General features: G+C 40.0%; 16 protein-coding genes and 2 pseudogenes. 5 read left to right on the top strand and 13 right to left on the bottom strand.

Translation table 11 applies throughout. The annotated features are described in order from the left end of the window. Nucleotides 1–110 precede the first annotated feature (110 nt). Both M4I42_RS13300 and M4I42_RS17175 read left to right on the top strand, forming a co-directional pair. Nucleotides 111–875 carry a hypothetical protein gene (locus M4I42_RS13300; RefSeq protein ID WP_268852597.1) on the top strand — a complete coding sequence of 255 codons (765 nt, stop codon included), beginning with the start codon at nucleotides 111–113 and terminating at the stop codon, nucleotides 873–875. A gap of 49 nt (nucleotides 876–924) precedes the next feature. Next, a pseudogene (locus M4I42_RS17175) lies at nucleotides 925–1,024 on the top strand (IS982 family transposase); the annotation flags it as partial. 251 nt (nucleotides 1,025–1,275) lie between these two features. Here the strand turns inward: M4I42_RS17175 and M4I42_RS13295 are convergent. From M4I42_RS13295 to M4I42_RS13265, 7 genes are all read right to left on the bottom strand, one after another. After that, a complete protein-coding gene (locus M4I42_RS13295; RefSeq protein ID WP_268852596.1) occupies nucleotides 1,276–2,685 on the bottom strand; it encodes a PTS mannitol transporter subunit IICB in 1,410 nt (469 codons plus the stop codon). Between the two features lie 173 nt (nucleotides 2,686–2,858). Next, entirely contained in the window at nucleotides 2,859–4,223 is a 1,365-nt protein-coding gene (locus tag M4I42_RS13290; RefSeq protein WP_268852595.1) for an FAD-binding oxidoreductase, read from the bottom strand. Between the two features lie 12 nt (nucleotides 4,224–4,235). Next, nucleotides 4,236–5,210 (bottom strand): alpha-ketoacid dehydrogenase subunit beta, encoded by a 975-nt coding sequence (locus tag M4I42_RS13285; protein ID WP_268852594.1) that lies wholly within the window; start codon nucleotides 5,208–5,210, stop codon nucleotides 4,236–4,238. Nucleotide 5,211: 1 nt separating this feature from the next. Further along, nucleotides 5,212–6,294: a pyruvate dehydrogenase (acetyl-transferring) E1 component subunit alpha gene (pdhA, locus tag M4I42_RS13280; protein WP_268852593.1), complete on the bottom strand. Its 1,083-nt coding sequence runs from the start codon at nucleotides 6,292–6,294 to the stop codon at nucleotides 5,212–5,214. Nucleotides 6,295–6,330: 36 nt separating this feature from the next. Beyond that, complete coding sequence (locus M4I42_RS13275; RefSeq protein ID WP_268852592.1) at nucleotides 6,331–7,539, bottom strand: dihydrolipoamide acetyltransferase family protein; 1,209 nt, start codon at nucleotides 7,537–7,539, stop codon at nucleotides 6,331–6,333. A gap of 314 nt (nucleotides 7,540–7,853) precedes the next feature. Next, nucleotides 7,854–8,927, bottom strand: coding sequence for a pyruvate kinase (gene pyk, locus M4I42_RS13270; RefSeq protein ID WP_268852591.1), 1,074 nt, complete (start codon nucleotides 8,925–8,927; stop codon nucleotides 7,854–7,856). Between the two features lie 403 nt (nucleotides 8,928–9,330). Beyond that, on the bottom strand, nucleotides 9,331–10,596 hold the full coding sequence (locus tag M4I42_RS13265; RefSeq protein WP_268852590.1) for an MFS transporter: 1,266 nt from the start codon (nucleotides 10,594–10,596) through the stop codon (nucleotides 9,331–9,333). Between the two features lie 489 nt (nucleotides 10,597–11,085). Between M4I42_RS13265 and M4I42_RS13260 the strand changes: the two genes are divergently transcribed. The 3 genes from M4I42_RS13260 (at nucleotide 11,086) to M4I42_RS13250 (ending at nucleotide 14,190) form a co-directional block, all read left to right on the top strand. Further along, nucleotides 11,086–11,958, top strand: a complete 873-nt coding sequence (locus M4I42_RS13260) for a C39 family peptidase (protein ID WP_268852598.1) — start codon at nucleotides 11,086–11,088, stop codon at nucleotides 11,956–11,958. Between the two features lie 156 nt (nucleotides 11,959–12,114). Next, nucleotides 12,115–13,695 carry a multicopper oxidase family protein gene (locus M4I42_RS13255; protein ID WP_268852589.1) on the top strand — a complete coding sequence of 527 codons (1,581 nt, stop codon included), beginning with the start codon at nucleotides 12,115–12,117 and terminating at the stop codon, nucleotides 13,693–13,695. A gap of 147 nt (nucleotides 13,696–13,842) precedes the next feature. Then, complete coding sequence (locus M4I42_RS13250) at nucleotides 13,843–14,190, top strand: four-helix bundle copper-binding protein (RefSeq protein ID WP_077428960.1); 348 nt, start codon at nucleotides 13,843–13,845, stop codon at nucleotides 14,188–14,190. A 57-nt stretch (nucleotides 14,191–14,247) separates the two neighbouring features. On the opposite strand, the pseudogene M4I42_RS13245 reads toward M4I42_RS13250, so the two are convergent. From M4I42_RS13245 to M4I42_RS13220, 6 genes and pseudogenes are all read right to left on the bottom strand, one after another. Next, nucleotides 14,248–14,334: pseudogene (locus M4I42_RS13245) on the bottom strand (copper-binding protein); the annotation flags it as partial. A gap of 106 nt (nucleotides 14,335–14,440) precedes the next feature. Next, nucleotides 14,441–15,583: a hypothetical protein gene (locus tag M4I42_RS13240; RefSeq protein ID WP_268852588.1), complete on the bottom strand. Its 1,143-nt coding sequence runs from the start codon at nucleotides 15,581–15,583 to the stop codon at nucleotides 14,441–14,443. A gap of 43 nt (nucleotides 15,584–15,626) precedes the next feature. Next, nucleotides 15,627–16,322, bottom strand: a complete 696-nt coding sequence (locus M4I42_RS13235; RefSeq protein WP_268852587.1) for an ATP-binding cassette domain-containing protein — start codon at nucleotides 16,320–16,322, stop codon at nucleotides 15,627–15,629. A 10-nt stretch (nucleotides 16,323–16,332) separates the two neighbouring features. Next, a complete protein-coding gene (locus M4I42_RS13230; RefSeq protein ID WP_192954417.1) occupies nucleotides 16,333–17,154 on the bottom strand; it encodes a hypothetical protein in 822 nt (273 codons plus the stop codon). A gap of 101 nt (nucleotides 17,155–17,255) precedes the next feature. Next, a complete protein-coding gene (locus M4I42_RS13225; protein ID WP_268852586.1) occupies nucleotides 17,256–18,518 on the bottom strand; it encodes a metallopeptidase TldD-related protein in 1,263 nt (420 codons plus the stop codon). Further along, a partial coding sequence (locus M4I42_RS13220; RefSeq protein ID WP_268852585.1) for a radical SAM protein occupies nucleotides 18,481–19,547 on the bottom strand: 1,067 nt, incomplete at its 5' end. The genes M4I42_RS13225 and M4I42_RS13220, both read right to left, overlap by 38 nt.

Here is a 19,547-nt window from a genome sequence, read left to right as displayed (position 1 = left end):
ATATAAGTTTACTTTCAATTAGTGATGGAAAATTTAATATTGTGATCATGATTCAAATCCATAAAACTCTTTATTTTGTTTAATTACAGTTAAAGTAGGGAGGGATTTTTATGAAAAAGTTAATCCAACTTCTATCATTAGGTAGTGCTCTCGTATTAGGATTTGCAAATGTCAATATAGTCAAAGCAGATGTGGTTGAAACCAAATCAGTAGAACAACAAAACATGTTACAGTATAGTCAAGAAGATTATGACCTTATTAAACAAAAGCAAGTTGAAAAAGGAGTTACGCCCGAAAAAGCAGAGGAGCTAATTAATAAATTAAAAAACGGAGAGGTATTAGATGCTGATATATTAAGCCCGGAACAAGCTGTAAAAAAAGTTAAAGAGGTGAATGGTGAGCTTGTTACAATCACATATTTTTTCCCAGACGGTTCTGCTTCTCAAACTCAATTTACAGATCCCTCTGTTAAAGTAGGAGAGTTGAAATCTGGAAAAACAAAAGGTTACATCTCACCTAATAGTATCTCTGGTGGAAGTTGTTCAACAGTAACATACACAACATCGTGCACAAACAGACTAATAAGCTATCAACTAGCCACATACGGATTCTCATTTTATGCAGACTATACTTTGGTAAGATATGATTATGATTCAATACAGTGGGCTGGAAACTGGAATATTTGGACAGCAGGTGGTACCTATACTAATCCAAGCATGAGAATCATTCGTTCTAAGGAAACAAGCAGCGCAAAAGCTGAAGCTAGATTATCAGCAACTCTTAACTTAGCCAATGGTGGTGGTTCCATTTCAAGAAGTCTATCACTAATTGTTGGCGGAGATAGTGCAACCGACAGTTGGAATGCTTATTATTAAAAATATTTTTATGTCTTTAGGAAAAATTTTTTTTACATTCTCTTCCTAACGTGCATGGCATCGTTTTGTCAATGGAAACTTGTTCACCATTAGGTGGTTTCTCGATCGCTCGTTCTTGGTACAATTACCGTTGCCGCGCGTTACACTTTGAAAGCAATTAACTCTAATGCTTATGTAGTAATAGACACCATGTCAGTCGAACATTATAAAAAGGTAAAAATACCCAATTACATTTATATAACACCGCAGGTAAATGAGACACCAAAAGGGACTGACTCAAAAGGGGGATTTTCCTTAAACCAGACACAACCTATTGTTTCTTGGTGATTGTTTTATACTTATATAAGTTAATCAGAAAAGGTGTCCCGTTCCTTTTGGGACACCTTCTTCTGGTGGTTTATTATTTTCCTTCTTTTAGCATTTGGACAAGTTCGTCATATTTTGGACTGCTTAAGAAGTTGTCGACTGATACGTGATAAGCGTTCGGCAATTTTTCTTTTGCGCGAGCGGTTAACGTTTGTTGCGTAATGACAACGTCTGCGTCCGCTGGAAGTTGGTTAATCGCTGTGTTTATTACTTCGATGTCTAGTCCTGCTTTTTGCACTTTATTGCGCATGATGGAAGCACCCATTGCGCTAGAACCCATTCCAGCATCGCATGCGAAAACGATTTTTTTCACGTTTGATGGAGCGGCGTTTGTTTTCAACATTGCAGCTGCATCGCTTTTCTTTCCTTTTAATTGTTGCATTTGTTCTGCTGCTTTGCTTAAATCTTCTTCGCCTTCGTTTTGTTTAGATGTTTTTAAGAAGAACGAAGCGACAAGGAACGATACGGCTGCTGCGACAAACACACCTGCTAATACTCCTAAGTAGTTGCCGCGCGGTGTCATCGCAAGAAGGGCGAAAATACTTCCTGGTGACGGAACTGCGACAAGCCCTGCGTTGAAAATCGTAAAGGTGAACACACCGCTCACGCCGCCAGCCATTGCTGCTAAAATTAAAATCGGTCTCATTAAAATGTACGGAAAATAAATTTCATGAATTCCGCCAAGGAAATGGATGATCACTGCACCAGGTGCCGATTGTTTCGCCATTCCTTTTCCGAATAGCCAATACGCAAGTAAAATACCAAGTCCTGGTCCTGGGTTTGTTTCCAATAAGAATAAAATCGATTTCCCTGCTTTTGCTGCTTGCTCTACGCCGAGCGGGCTTAAAATTCCGTGGTTGATGGCGTTATTTAAAAAGAGCACTTTCGCTGGCTCGATGAAAAGGTTCGCAAGCGGCAACAATTTCATGTTCACAATCGCTTCAACGCCAGCTGCTAATGTTTTGTTTAATCCTAATACGACAGGTCCAATTCCTTTAAACGCAATAAGTGTTAACAACCCACCAAGAATTCCGGCAGAGAAGTTGTTGACTAACATTTCAAACCCTTGTTTTACTTTTCCATGAATGAGTTCGTCAAATTTTTTGATTAAGTATCCGCCAAGCGGTCCCATAATCATTGCGCCTAAAAACATCGGAACGTCAGCACCGACAACAACCCCCATCGTCGCCGTTGCCCCGACGACACCGCCGCGAACGTCGTAAATCATTTTACCGCCTGTATAACCGATTAATAATGGCAATAAGTACGTAATCATCGGCCCGACAAGTTTCGCAAACGACTCGTTCGGCGTCCATCCGGTTGGAATAAATAATGCGGTAATAATCCCCCAAGCGATAAATGCACCGATATTTGGCATAATCATGCCGCTTAAATAACTACCAAACCGCTGCACTTTCACGCGAAAGCCTGTTTGATTTTCCATCTTTGTTCCTCCTTCATGAATTGGTCTTGCTATAGCTTCATCTTAAAGCGCTTACAGTGTTGTTTCAATGTAAAGTAAATATCATTTTGTCTGACACATTGTTGTCATTTTTTTAATAACGGCAAACATAAAACAAAAAGCTGTGTGAACGAATGCCACACAGCTTGCTTTTCTCATATAAAAATTTTCCCCGGATTTAAAATGCCGTTCGGGTCAAATAGTCGTTTCATTCCTTTCATTAACATAACGGAATCTCCATGTTCTTCGTACAAAAAGCGGCGTTTTCCGATCCCGATTCCGTGCTCGCCTGTACATGTTCCGCCGCGCGCTAATGCATAACGGACGATGTGTTCGTGAATTTTTTCGATGCGTGTTACTTCTTCGGCATCGTTCGGATCAAAAGCGAGTACGGTATGATAATTTCCGTCGCCAACATGGCCGAAAATAGCTGCGGTTAGCCCATGTTCCTCCACGAGTTGGCGCGTGTCGCGAATGGCTTCGGCAAGTTCTGAAACAGGCACGCAAACATCGGTCGACAATAGCGCTTTTTTCGGATAGGCAGCTTGAATGGCGAACGCTGCGTGATGGCGCGCTTCCCATAGCGCGGCGCGGGCGATGGAGTCGTCTTCGGTTTGAAATGCCACGCATTGCCCCTCTTCACACAATTGGCGGACGATTTCCGTCCCTTCTTTCACACTCGTTGCACTGCCGCTTAGTTCGATAAATAATGTCGGCGCAGCTAAGTAATTGGTCTGTTTGTACCGATTGACGGCTTCGATCGTCTGCTCATCGACGAGCTCTATTTTTCCAACTGCAACTCCTGCTTTTATGATTTCAACGGCTGTTTGTGCAGCCATAGGCAAAGAAACAAAACTTGCTTTCATCGCATTCGTTGCTTCTGGAATGCCTTGCAAGCGAACGATCAGACGTGTAAATACGCCTAACGTCCCTTCCGAACCGACAAATAGTCCCGTCAAATCATACCCAGCAGACGATTTCAGCGCCATGCCACCCGTATGCACGATCGTTCCATCAGCGAGCACAACTTCTAATCCGAGCACTTGATCGCGCATGACGCCGTATTTCACGCTATTTGTACCGCTAGCATTCGTTGCCGCCATTCCGCCAATCGTCGCATCGGCACCGGGGTCGACAGGGAAAAAGAGCCCATATTTTTTGAGCGCTTCGTTCAGCTGCATTCGTGTCACCCCAGGTTCGACGACAGCTAAAAAATCATCTGGACGAATCTCGAGAATGTTGTTCATCTTTGTCATATTTAACGTAATTCCGCCATTGACAGGAATAATATGGCCTTCTAAGCTGCTGCCAGCGCCAAACGGCGTGATCGGTATGTTCCGCTCGTTTGCATACGCCAGCACTGCACTTACTTCCGCCGCCGTATTCGGAAAAACAACGACATCCGGTTTTCGTGGGGCATGGTACGCTAACCCTTTGCTATGCTGTTCCAGTACTGTTTCGTTTCTTGTCACTCGCTTATGGTCGCCAATTCGTTCAACGATATCTTCGTATATTCCCATCGGCATCCCCTCCTAATAGCGCATGAGTGTTTGTACGCCTTCTATCATGCGGGCTGCGTTCGGCAGCCAATCGTCTTCTACCGACGGCACTGGATACGGTGTATCGTAACCGGTTATGCGCACGATTGGAGCGGACAAAGAAAACAACGCCCGCTCGCTAATGAGCGCTGCAATTTCTGCTCCAAATCCATTCGTCTTGACCGCCTCATGGACAATTATTACGCGTCCTGTTTTGGAAACAGAGGAATAAATCGTGTCCCAATCAAGCGGCTGTAACGAGCGGAGGTCAATGACTTCTATGTCCACTTTTTCCTTCATTTCTTCTGCGACTTTTGCCACGAGCGGTACGCTTGCTCCCCATGAAATGACCGTCACATCTTCCCCTTCTTTGACAATGCGCGCTTTTCCGAGCGGAATTTCGTACGGCTCTTCTGGCACTTCCATGCGAAAAGTGCGATATAGCTTCATCGGTTCTAAAAATAGCACCGGGTCTTCATCGCGGATCGCTGAAATTAACAATCCTTTCGCATCATAGGCGTTCGATGGCATAACAATTTTCAGTCCTAGCGAATGGGCAAACAATCCTTCGAGTGCATCCGAATGAAGTTCAGGAGTTCGCACGCCGCCTCCGTATGGGCTGCGGACGACAAGCGGACATGTAAATCTTCCTGCCGAACGAAACCGCAGGCGCGCCGCTTGTGCTGCCAATTGATCCATCGCCTGATAGACAAAGCCAAGAAATTGGATTTCTGCAACTGGACGAAATCCGTTCACCGCTAGCCCAATCGATGTGCCGACAATCCCTGATTCCGCAAGCGGAGTGTCAAAAACACGCGCTTCGCCAAACTGTTCGAATAGCCCATCGGTCGCACGAAATACCCCGCCATTTTTTCCGACGTCTTCCCCTAATACAATGACGCGCTCATCCCGCTCCATTTCTTGCCGCATCGCGTCATGAATTGCTTGAATCATCGTCATTTCCGCCATCTTACTTCCCCTCTTTCACACGGTTTCTTCGAATGACTTCTTGTTGCTGCTCGTACAATAATGGACTTGGTTCGTCATATACATAGCGAAATATGTCGGCAAGCGACGGTGCTTCCACTGAAGCCGCTTCTTCGTACGCTTTCGTCACTTCATCGTTTACTTGCGCCACGAACGCTTCTTCTTGTGTGTCCGTCCAAATGTTGCGTTTTTCTAGTAGCTTTCGCAGGCGATGCAGTGGGTCTTTCGTTCGTTTCCATCGCTCTACTTCTTCTTCGCTCCGATATTTTGTCGGATCATCCGATGTCGTATGCGGCCCTAGCCGGTAGGTTAGCGCTTCGATTAATACCGGACCCTTTCCTTCTCTTGCCATCTGAACCGCTTCTTTCATCGTTTGGTATACGGCAAGCACGTCATTGCCGTCGACGAGCACCCCTTTCATTCCATAAGCGAGTGCTTTTTGGGCAATCGTTCGGCTCGCCGTCTGCTTTTGGATGGGAACACTAATGGCGTAATGATTGTTTTGGCAAAAGAAAATGACGGGAACTTGATAGACAGCGGCAAAATTAAGCGCCTCGTGAAAATCGCCTTCCGATGTCGCGCCATCTCCAAAATAGCAGACGGACACATGCCGTTCCCCTTTTAGTTTCGTTGCCCATGCACACCCTGTCGCATGCAGCGTTTGCGCTCCGATAATAATTTGAATTGGGAAAATGTTTAGACCAGCTGGTGTTTTTCCGCCAAGCACATGCCCCCTCACGTAATGGAAAATTTGCGTCAATGGCATTCCGTGCGCCAAACATGCCGCCATTTCTCGGTAGCTTGGAAAAAGCCAATCGTCTTTATCTAACGCCAATACGCTTCCGATTTGTGCAGCTTCTTGTCCGCTAAATGGGGCATATGTGCCGATTCGGCCTTGCCGCTGCATTTTTAACAGCCGTTCATCAATCACCCTTGCTTTTCGCATCCACTGATACAGCGTAATAAGCACATCGTCAGAAAAGGAGTGCAACGTTTCTTCTTCCCCGTTTCCGTTTTCATCCAATAGATGCACCATCTCGATGCGCAAATCGTTTTGGTCTATCATTTTCCTTTCCCCCTTGAACTTGGATTATTTGCTAAGTTATCGGACATCCAATAAAAGTTGTTCCGGTTTTTCTAACACGCTAGCGACCGCAGCCATAAACCGCCCTGCTGGTTCTCCATCGATGACGCGGTGGTCGAATGTTAACGAAATGCCCATCATATCCCGAATGACGATTTCTTCTCCGATGACGACTGGCTTTCGCTTTATCGCATGAACACCTAAAATTGCAACCTCTGGATAGTTAATAATCGGCGTCGCAAACCAGCCGCCTTTTGCTCCGGTACTTGTAATCGTGAACGTGCTTCCTTGCAATTCATCGACACGAAGCGTATGGCAATGGGCTTTTCCCGTCAACTCTGCAAGTTCTTCCGCAAGCTCACGAATCGATTTTTGGTCGGCATGGCGAATGACCGGAACGACAAGTCCTTCTTTCGTCGCCGTGGCAATCCCGATATGATATTCTTTTTTCAGTACGATTTCGTTCGTTTCTTCATCAAGCGTTGCGTTAAACAGCGGGTGTTCCTTTAACGCACGCGTGACCGCTTTAATGACAAACGGCAAATACGTAAGCTTTATCGATAGCTGATTCATTAAACTTGTCCGAATGTCGACAAGCGTTGTTACATCGACTTCGTCCATTCCGGTGACATGTGGAGCAGTATATGCTGATTTGACCATTTTCTCTGCAATTTTTTTCCGCAAGCCACGCATCGGGAGGCGTTCTTCCGTTTGTTTTGGCGGAGACACCGTCGGCTCTATTACTTCCAGCGCAGGGGCGACCGCAGCCGCTGCTCGCTCAGTTGCATACCGCTCTAAATCGGCAACGACGACCCTCCCTCCTTCACCTGTTCCTTTTACTTCTTCAATCAGAATGCCCATCTCCCGTGCCCGTTTTCGAACAGACGGCGCCGCAATCACGTGCTTTTTCCGGTGAGGGGCAAGTTCGGACGACGTAGGCTGTTCCGCCGCTTCCTGCGGCGCAACTGGTGCAACCGCTTCCATTTTTTCTTGCATATCGACGATGATCAGCGGCTCTCCTACTTTCACCACTTCTCCTTCAGGTCCAGCAAGGGCAATGATTTTCCCCGCAACAGGGGTGGAAATTTCGACCGTTGCTTTATCGGTCTGGATTTCGGCAATTGGCTGATCGATCGTGACTTTTTCTCCTTCGTGAACGAACCATCGGACAATCTCTGCTTCATGCAGCCCTTCGCCAATATCCGGCAGTTTAAATTCGTAGCGCACCATAATCTTCTCCTTTTCTTTCTTAATCGAACGTAATACCATGGAAGTTCGTAGATGTGGGACATGCATTCTAGCTGTGAAGACGGTGTAAAAGCAGTTGTTTTTTCGGCAAAATAAATAAGTCGAAATATTCTGAATGATACATTTATCATAATGGGCATTTTCTTCCACGTCAATCTCTATCTTTTAGACATTTTTCGCGAAAAAACGCGCGATTGGCGCGCAAGATAATGTTATGGTGAAATACAGTTGATTATGATGGAGCATATCGTCTACGTTAGTCCATAATAAAAACTCCTACCACGAACACATGGTTAGGAGAAAAAACGTCCTTCGATTAATTTCATCATGTCTTCAAAGTCAAACGGGGCTTCGCTTTTCAGCTTTTCGGCAAATGCGCTGATCGTTTGTAGTACGGTTACGCTTTCTACTGGATGCTTTCCTGTGGCGCTTTCTGCGGATAGCATTACTGCGTTCGTGCCGTCGAGCACCGCTTGAAAAATGTCGGTCACTTCCGCGCGCGTCGGCTTTTCTTGCTCTACCATCGACTGCAACATTTGTGTTGCTGTAATGATATACGTATTAAATCGATTGCATTCGTAAATCATCGCCTTTTGTAAAAGCGGAACCCACGCCAATGGAAGTTCGACTCCTAAATCGCCGCGCGCTACCATAATTCCGTCTGCTGCCTCGCGAATGGCTCGAAAATTTTTCACCGCTTCTAGCGTTTCGATTTTGGCGATAACCATCGGCTTTTTCGCATTGCCGATGGAAGCTATGAACTGGTGGACTTCATGCAAATGAACCGCTTCTCGAACGAATGAACACGCCACCATATCTACTTCTTCACGCAACAAAAATTGTAAATCACGCTCGTCTTTTTTCGTCAAAGCTGGCAATGATATTTTAGTCCCTGGCAAGTTGACACTTTTTCGACTCCCGATCGGCCCACCGATGATTACTTCTGTTTCGATTTCTTTTTCCCCTATTCGTTTGACGATCAATTCCACCGCTCCATCATTTAACAAAATTTTTGCCCCGATTGTAACGTCTTTCGTCATTTGCTCATGATCTATCCTTGCTTCTTTGTCTGTTCCAATGCAATCAGTCGTGCGCAACGTAAACCGTTGTCCTTTTTGTAATACGACCGTTCCGCCTTGTATGTCGCCTAATCGAATTTTCGGTCCTTGCAAATCCCCTAATATTTTTACTTTCTTTCCTAATTGTTTATTTAACGAGCGAACCGTTTCGATGACCTTTTGATGGTTACACTGTTCCCCGTGCGATAAATTGAGTCTTACAACCGTCATTCCATGCTCCATTAACGCTTGAATCATGTCCCGACGATTCGTCGCAGGTCCAATGGTGCAAATGAGATCGATTGCCATCTTTTCATCTCCTCTTTCAGAAAAATTTTCCTTTAGTTTGCCGCGATATTCCGTTTGTTAAACAAAATTTCTGCAAAAAAAAAGACGAACGAGATGTCAACCCGTTCGGAAAAGGCATGGGGCAGCCGACATATATAGATACAACTGGGAAGTTTAACTTAATTTTTTTTCGACTGTCGAGGCAAGCCTATGGCTTGCCTTCGTCACGCTTTGGCGTGACAGAGGACCGAACAACCAGCCGCTTCCCAGACAAATTCATTTGTCTGGGAGCGGTGTTGTTCGGTCGCCCGACAGTCGAAAAATAACGACGTAAACGGTAAAAATGTTAAAGCTTCAAAGTGCACCTATATAGACGTTGCTGACTACGGCAAAAAAGATAACTTGTGAACCGTAGGTATGCTTGCTATGCGGCTATATTTCTGTCTCTGACGCTTCTCGACCATATTTTTCTCAAAGGCACCACTAAAAGGAGGTAAACAGAGCCAAAGAGTGCGAAACTGATAGCCAAAATTTTTTGCGGATCGGTATAAGCATGTAGCACCAAGAACAAGATAATTCCGATCATCCGCCCCAATCCTAAAGGAATTTCACGAATAACAATATAATCTAAGCGTCGTTCTTGATAGGCTGGATCTTTTTCGATCGAAGCATACGTCCACGCATTAAACGTTGTTGTAATGAGATTGAACCCAATCGTCGAGAGAATTGTATAAACAACGAGAATGGAAAATTCTTGTTTAAGGCTGAGTACAACCGATGATACGCAAAGCAGCAACGCTCCGGCAGTATAAATGTTCAACCGCCGTTCAGGGTTAGAAAATCTAGACAACACAAATGAAGTAAGCATCCCCATCAAAGAAGCAAACGTAGCAAACCCGCCAAGGGCGAGCTCACTTTTTAAGATCGAGTAAGACATCATCGTCACAAGAAACGTCGAATACGTCCCTTCGACCACACCAGAGCCCATAGTCACCCAATACATCCCTTTCCATTCTCGAGATGGGTTTTTCCACACTTCCAGCAACTGTGATTGCCTCGGTACTTGCTTCCCTTTTAGCCTAAAGGACATTAGCACAACCACTAAAAACCAAAGAAGGGTCATGCTAAAAACTAGATAATATCCTTTCATCCCTGCGTAACGCTCAATGAAATAACCCGCCAACATCGGAGCGAGCATTCCGCTGATGCTATTTAAAAGATTCCCTACATACAGAAACCGATCCCGCTCTTGGTCTTCCGTACTGTCCAAAGATTGCATATGCATTCCAATGGCAAAAAAACTCGCTCCTAATCCCATCAAACACCCGATCTCATAAATATGTGCTGGGCTTTGTTCTTGATAAAACAATACGAAACCAAAGGTCAAAATAAAAAAGATAACGCCCAAACGCAAACTCGCCATCGGCGTTTTTTTGCGAGCGTAAGAAGCACAAAGCGGAAAACTGACTAAAATGACAAAAGACCAAATGAAACTGTACTTGGCCAAAAAAGTGTACGATGAGTTCAACTTCCAAAGAAATACGTTGATGAACGTATTAGACATTCCGAATGCAAACGTAAAAAATGCCATCATCCACAAATATAATCGAGCTTCTTTTGTCATTTCCCTACACCTTTCTAGAATAAAAGTTACCCTGAAACCATCCGTCTGCTCTACAACTGTGAGCAAAGAACGAAGCCGCTGCTACAGATGTCTTTCATCCCCCATTTCTACGCTTATGGAATCGATTTCATTTTTTTCGTTGAACAACGATGGCTGCTCGCATAGGAACACGCGCACCGTATTCCCAGTCGGCAGAAAAGCCATTATTCAAGCATAACTTGATTTCATCCATACGCTTGAAGCAATTGCTGCTTGCTTTAGTATTCAGTAAAACATATTTTGCAAAATAAATCAAAGCGAAACAATTGGACATCAAGCTCTTTCCATCACGCTTGAAATGTGGTACAATTCATGCCATAGTCCTCCTTGTAATTAGGGATTTGGTGTGTCCCCTTCCTAATTATAAGGAGTTTTTTATTGGAACAATAATTTTTTCATTTCTCTACTTGACAAGTGTAAAATTTGTTTTATTCAATAACAGTCATCTCCATGCTTTCTGCAAATTTAACTACTAATATAAAAACATCAAGTTTAACAAAGGGTGTTGCAACAATCATGTTAGGAATTCTATTTTTTTCAGCTTTTATGATTGTTTTACTTTCTATCTTTCTTTTGCGAAACCCAACTAGTAAGAAGTTATATAAACTAGCATTAGGATACAATACAGCTTTTTCCCTACTGTTTGTAACCTTATTTGCTTATTATGCAAATTCCGAAAACGTGGTAGATGCTGTAAAAAATCTAACACAGAGAACAACTGATAAAAATAAAGCGAAAGAGCGAACCTTCTCATCAGGACAACTAAAAGAACCAGTCATGATGGTATCAGCTCTCATTGATGCCCCTCTTTTCTCACAACTTCCAGAACTACCAAGGGGGTGCGAGGTAACAAGCCTGGCTATGCTATTGAACCATGCAGGAATCAAGGTAGATAAGATGACGCTAGCGAAGCAAATAAAGAAAAACCCAACTCCTTATCGAGTACATAATGGGAAGGTATTTTATGGCCATCCAAATGAAGGGTTTGTTGGTGATATGTATACAAAAACGAAACCGGGATATGGTGTTTATCATAAACCTATAAAAGAATTAGCCGAGATGTATTTGCCTAATCAAATTGTTGATTTAACTGGACAATCATTTGAAGAAATATATAAATATTTGTCAAAAGGTATCCCTGTTTGGGTGATTACCAACACAACTTTTCGTGTACTCCCTCCGTCTGAATTTGTTGAATGGCAAACCCCACAAGGTCCTATAAAAATAACATACCGAGAACACTCTGTATTAATCACTGGATACGATGACCAATACATTTATTTTAATGACCCATTGACAGGTACAAAAAATAAAAAAGCACCTAAGTCTGAATTTATAAACGCTTGGATCCAAATGGGCAAACAAGCTATTACCTATAACCGTAATTAATCTGGTAGTAGCTTGTTTTTTATTTCATATCTTCCATTAACAATAAGTATTTCTTTTAATTTATTTTGTATAACTTTTTTCTCCATAAATTTTGCACATTTATTTTTTATGATGATGTTACTATGACTTACATCACAAGTTTATGGAGGGAAAGCGATGAAGAAATTATTGTTAGGAACTGTTTTGGCAGGAGTTGTTGCGATTGGTGCAGCTTGCTCAAATAATTCTTCGATGCAAGGACACGACATGTCCAACATGAATACAAAAAAAGAAAATACTTCCAACGAATCGAGTAAGCAGCAATTACCTTTGGCAACCAATACAGAAGTGTTATCTGGGAAAGAGATTAACCTTACTGCGAAGGAAGCGTTATTACAAATCAACGATCAAGTCAAACTCCCGGTATACACGTATAATGGATCGGTACCCGGTGCGCAAATCCGCGTAAAGCAAGGGGATAATGTGAAAATTGTTTTAAAAAATGAATTGCCAGAACCGATCACGATTCACTGGCACGGCTATCCTGTTCCAAATAATCAAGATGGAGTACCGGGTGTCACGATGGACGCCATTAAACCGGGTGAAACGTTTACGTATGAATTTACAGCAACCGTGCCGGGAACGTATTGGTATCATTCCCATCAAAAAAGCGCCGAGCAAGTGGACAAGGGATTATACGGTACATTAATCGTAGAACCGAAAAATGAAGAAAAAGTCGATCGAGATTATACACTTGTGTTAGATGAATGGATGAGCAATCCGGATGAAGGAAATATGGATATGAGCGGCATGGATCATAGTAATATGAATAATGGAAATAGCTCTGATAATCAACAAATGGATATGAGCAGCATGGGCCATGATATGATGAATATGTACGATATTTTCACGATTAACGGGAAAAGCGGGGATGCTGTCCAACCGTTAAAAGTGAAAAAAGGCGAAAAAGTGCGACTTCGTCTTGTCAATGCAGGATATATGTCCCACAAGCTTCATTTGCATGGACATGAGTTTAAAATTGTCGCAACAGACGGACAGCCATTAAAAGATCCGCAACCAATCAAAGATGAACTGTTGAATATCGCTCCGGGTGAGCGCTACGACATTGAGTTTATCGCCAATAACCCGGGTGAATGGTTACTAGAATGTCACGGGAATATGAAAGGTACCGATGGCATGAAAGTGAAAATTCAATACGAAGGACAAGCAAACAATACGGACAAAGCGAATGCAAAAGAAAATCTTCCTGTGGTAGATATTACAAAATACGGAAAATATGAGACAGGTCCATTTACGTTAGACCAAAAATATGATGTAGAGTACACGATGGATTTAGGAACAGCGATGGGCAAAGATGGCATGATCTTCACGATTAATGGGAAAACGTATCCTGAAACAGCACCCGTAAATGTGAAGAAAGGAGATCTAGTAAAAGTAAAATTGGTGAACAATTCACCGAAAGATTTACATCCTATGCATTTACACGGACATTTCTTCCAAGTATTAAGTAAAAATGGTAAGCCAATTACAGGCTCCCCATTGATTAAGGATACCTTGAATTTAAAACCGGGTGAAGAATATGTAGTCGCATTTAAAGCAGATAATCCGGGAAACTGGATGTTCCATTGCCATGACTTGCACCATGCTTCAGCCGGAATGGTCACAGAAGTAAAATATACCGATTACAAATCGGACTATACCCCAGATCCGAATGACACAACGAATAAAGGGGAATAACGATTTATCGTAGTAAGTAAAAGAGGCTGTCTCAAAAGGTTAACACCCTTTTGAGACAGCCTCTTATTTTTTTGTTTTTATTTCCAGTTTATTTTTTTTTAGTTAGAAAAAAATAATAATGAATTTAAATCATTGGAGGGATTATATATGACGACAGTTATTAGTTCATCAGTTCAACAATTTCAAACGTGTATTGATGCTTGCAACCAATGTATGCAAGCGTGTGAAGAATGTCTGACTTCATGTTTAAAAGCAGCTGACGTACAGGCTAGAACACATTGTATCAACATTTTAAGGGATTGTGCAGATATTTGTGCCATGGCGGCTCAATGGATGTCTCGCGGAAGCATGTATGCGAAGGAGTTTTGCCAACTTTGCGCGACAATTTGCGATGCTTGTGCCGCTGAATGTGCAAAATTCCAAGATACACACTGTCAGGAATGTGCCAATTTATGCCGTCAGTGTGCTGAAGAATGCCGTAAAATGTCATCATAATACTATTTGAGGGTGTCTCAAAAGTGATCACTTTTGAGACACCCTCTCTCTTTCATGTTACTTCACATTATATCCTTGCTCTTCAATCGCTTCTTTCAGTTTTTCTACGCTTACTTTTGTTTCATCATACTCCACATTAACCGTATCTTTGGTTTCAGATCGCTTCACAAAAAGGCGAACGCATCGATGACGAAGGGATACAAACGTATGAGTTGTGCCTCCCCCATTCACTCTTAATCCAATCCAAGCATTAATGGAGCCATGTCATTTCTATATAAGGAAAAGAGTACAGTAAAACCCCCAGAGCATACAGCATCGCTCTGAAAAACCTTTTTTCTGTATAATTAAATAACACATTTTTCAGGGGTAAACATCCCCAAATTAACAAAAGGGAAAGCGGCAACTTTATCAAAATCGGAAAACTTAAAATGATTGGCACTAACATGAAAATAAGGTGGCATATATATTTTCTTTTCACATACTGTCTCAAGTTTATATGAAAAACTAGACTTTTTTTCATTGTTTCTAACTCATATTTGTTCAATTTTGTCAGCATATGATCTGTGAAAAAAATGACTAAAAAAATGTGACCCACTTGATAATAAAAATGGTCTAGCCAAATTCCTGACATGCTAAATAGCAATAACGTTGTTATGTAAACAAAAAAATCTTTCTGATAATACCTAACTTTTAAAACTTCCCTCATGAGATAAAATAGATAGTCTTGATCATAATACTTCAGCAATAACTTTGTATTTGATGACACTTTTTTTGCTGTGAGTAACTGTTGAATCTCTAAAATTTTACTTATATCTTTATTTAACAGTCCCTCTCCCATTTTAGACATGATTTGATAGTAGCGATGCAATAATGAGTAATCTAACGATTTTAACGAAAACAAATGTATGATCATCGCCATAAACATCAAAGCTGCAATTATTATCGCCTCTACATAAATCGCTATGAAACCTAACACAACTGTACCCACCATGAGCAACTGAACATACAATATTTCATATTGATAACGCATAAAACATAGGTAATTAAAAAGAATATTAACTAATAGAGCTATAATCAACGATGTGCTGACCTGCTGCATGAATAGCATATAGACGATCAAAAAAACGATGCTTGGGAAGCTCATTTTCATGAGCAAATATTGCTTAAATTTTTTAAAATTAAAAAGCCGATACTGAAAAATTTGGAACGGAACATTTATGATCGGGTTATTTTGAAACAACTTTACTACTCCATAAACAAAAATCAAATAAGGAGCATAGTGATTAACGATATTCCCATAAACACGACTCAAATCGATTGCTGCGGGAACAAGAAAAAACATGGCAACAATCATCCCAACGACATAGAAAGGATATTGTTTGACGATCCGCATCCCTTTTCTCATTTGATTGAGTATAAAATAATATACAATATGACTATTCATAACTATCACCAATGATTTGAGTAATTGTTGACCGTCCAATTTCATTAGGAAGATAACGAATAACGTTCTTATCTTTAATGATTAAATATTCATCGCAAATGGCTTCTAAACTATCCAAGTCATGGCTAGAAACAACAATAATTCTGTTCGGACTTTTTTGAGATATTAATAATTTTTCCAATGTATTCACTTGGATTGGATCAAGGGTAATAAAAGGTTCATCCAATAACAGCAAATTACTCCCTCTTAAATAACCAAAGGCAATACCAAACCTTTGAAGCGTTCCCCTCGAAAGCGCATGAGGAAAATAATCAATGTAGTCTCCCAACTTAAACAGGTCGACAATTTCTTCTATTTTCTTTTGTGCTTTTGTTTTTTGAAGCCCCTTAATTTTACATAAAAACAACATTTGTTCGTACATCGTCAAATCTTGAAAAAAAGAGTGATCATCGCTAATGAACGTAGCATCCAAATCAAAATAATCTTTGTTTTTAATGGAAACATCTCCCCAAAAAATATCTCCATGCTCTTCTTTTTTCAAACGTGCGATCGTTTTTAACAACGTTGTCTTTCCCGCTCCGTTTCTCCCGATTAGACCATATATTTTATTTTCTTGAAATGAATAGCTTAAGTCGTGAAAGATCACTCTTTCATTGTATTTTATAGTGATATGTTCTAATCGTAACATATGTTCACCCTCACTTATTTATTTCAAATAGAATACATTTTTGATTCTGATCCAAAATATAAAAACTTCTAAAAAATTCACGAATATTTGATCTAAACAAGAACTTGTTCTTATGGGTGTGATTCAAATTTAACAATAGATGTATATCGCCGTTATGGAAATTTAAGATTGTTGAGTAATTAATAATTTTTTTCGTTTTTACGTATCGAATATTTCCCTTCAATATCCTAGATGTATCAATATGAACTAATTTTTCCAAGAAAACGGGATACGTTTTTCTTAGATCTATTTTGTTAGACAAACAAATTTGTTGACCGTCCTGACCTGTGAAACAAAAAACATCGCCATCATCTAGCATATGGACTTCTTTTCTTTCATAAAAATATTGCAAAAAAATATTAAATAAAAGTATTATATCTTTTTCTTCGAGCATAATATAGTCAAATTCGTCAAATACACTCGTGTAATCCATAAAATTTAATATATTTGTTGAAACGAATTCTTCTATTTGCTCTCTGTATATCTCTTTTCCACAATCATATTGCAAGACATCCCATTCACCGTTTTCCCGCTGAAAAAAAATGGTCATTATAATATTTTCGATTGAAAAATATATCTGGTTAACAATGGTTTTAATATGTAAGCATAGATGAATTTCATAATGTTTAACATATCTTTTTACGATATCTTGGATTATATAAAAAAACTTTTGCGTCTTTTCATTGATATCACTTGATATTTGTTCGTATTGTACGAGATCTTCACATATGATAGTTGAGGATATTTTGTGATCTTTAAACACGCTACGTACATATATTTTTTTACACTCCATCCGTCATCAACTTCCTTCACTCCACAAATCTATCCAGTGCAACGTCATCAACTTCCTTCACTCCACAAATCTATCCAGTGCAACAGAGAAATCTTAACTTTTCATTCCTTTGCAGATGCTTTAATCCCTAGTGCTGGAACCGTATAGGCGACCTTCACAACCGATCCTCTTTTTCCGCATAAATTATAAAACGTTTTCACCTCATTCCCAAGCAACAATTCTCGATTGGCCAGTTCAAAAATATTAAAAGTCATCATAAATGGCTCAACTTCCGATGTACACTTTCCATTTTCGATCAAATAGGACATCTCTACTTCCACTGTAAAATCGCCGGTATGTGTATTCACCTCACCCATGTTTAATTTTTTGACATAAATACCTTTCATCGTCCGAGTTAGGGAATCCCTTATTGGTTTTTCTCCGGGGCAAATGTACATATGCTGCATCCTTGGATAAATATCTGCAGTATTGTTTCCTTGTATAGCGTTTCCTGATGACTGCTGGCGATAAATATATTTAGTGACTTCACTGTTTAGTAGATTTTTTAATTTTCCTTTTTTTACTAAATCTATATTCGGATATATGATATTCCCTAAATCATCGTATCGTTGGTATAACCCATAATTTTCAATGATGTTTATATTTTCTTTAAACTTAAAATCTTGTTGATACACAAGTGGCGATGTAAAAAAATGATCTGCTTCTAGGAGATGACCGATAAATTCATGAAAAAATATCCCTGTTGCATATGGATGGAAATAGAGATCATACGATTCAACATCTATTAGTTTTATTTTCCTTTTGAACATAAACTGAATTTCTTCTTCAATTCTTTGAAAAACATCCAAAAAATTATCATAATGTAAATATTCTAAAATAATATAGTCGCTTAAACTCATCTGTTGGGTATTATAGTGAACGACATTGTATGAAAAAATATAGTACCGTTCCTTATTTACATAAATCACTCCATTGTGATTAAAAATTATCTTTCTTTTTTCTTTCAATTCAATTGCAATTCTGACATCTATACAATACTTTTTCTCTAGCTCTTTCATTTTACTAAAAATTTGTTCTATTGCAGGAATATCAAAATAACATTGATCCTCTAAGATATTTTTGGCGTTTTCAATTATTTTCTGTGGCAGCTTCTTTTCCTTAGATAAATAGGATAGAATAGAGGACAACGAATGTTGTAAAATTATCACATCGTATTCATTCATAAAATTTAGCCGAGAAGTAACAGTCGAAGGAAAGTCCTCAACCCATTGATTTTCTGTTGAGAATATCTTTGTTAATGAATATTCAGAAATTAAAGTGTAAGTTTTATATTTTGATGATTTCTCTCTGGACTTTACATTCACTTTCACTCACCTCGAACATAGAAGCGATGCAGTTTCCACATGTATCATAATGTTGGCAGTCTCCACAAATATTTCGAATCGGAGATGGTATACCCATAATTCTTCTTAAATTAGAAATATCTAAAATTTCAAAAATATCATTCTGTTTGACATCCCCAAGAATTATATTCGAAATGGCTGGGCATGGTGTTACTTCACCGTTGGCCATAATATGGATCTCATGATAGCCAGCCCCGCATTTATTAGGATAAGCAACATTATCCATAATTTTACTAATTTTCTTTTCACATATATCTAATCCTACATAAAAATCGTCTGTCGTATACTTCCGATGGAAATTCTGTAAAATATCAATAAAATCTCTAGCTACTTTCACAGGTATTTCATTTGTCTTTGCTCTACCTGCATTCGACGTTAATCCAATGCTAACACCTAAACAGTTCAAGTTTCTACATAATTGTATTAAACCTTCTAAATCATCTTTATTATAATCATTCATCGTAAAAGAAATGGAAACAGGTATGCGTTTTTCTGTCATTCTCCTTATATTATCTACCGTTCTGTTGAATGCCCCCTTTACACCTCTTATAAAGTCGTGATTTTTTTCAAGTCCGTCTAAACTAACTTGTACTCCTATATTCGGGAATGTGCTTAAAATATTCAATATTCTTTCTCTTAATAACAAGCCGTTGGAGGCAATTGTAACAGTACAAGCATGTTTCCCTAAAAAAGAAATAAGGTTTTCAACATTTTTCTTTAGCATCGGTTCTCCACCTGTAATAAAGAAAGAGTGAACTCCAATTTCAACAAATACCTTGGCTAATTCAATAAATTTATCAACCTCTATTTCTCCTTTCCTTTCCTTTCCAGATTCATTAAAACAGTGGAGGCATTTTAATTGGCACCGATTAGTCACTTCCATTGACACATTGACAGGTACCACTAAATTTTCGTGACCAATAACATTAATTTCTACTCCCTCTGGATCATTCACTAAATCAATTATGCCAGCATCAATATATTCTTTTA

Origin of the sequence: Anoxybacillus sp. J5B_2022 (assembly GCF_026847645.1) — a bacterium.
Lineage (GTDB): Bacteria > Bacillota > Bacilli > Bacillales > Anoxybacillaceae > Anoxybacteroides.
This window is presented reverse-complemented; position numbering and strand designations above follow the sequence as displayed.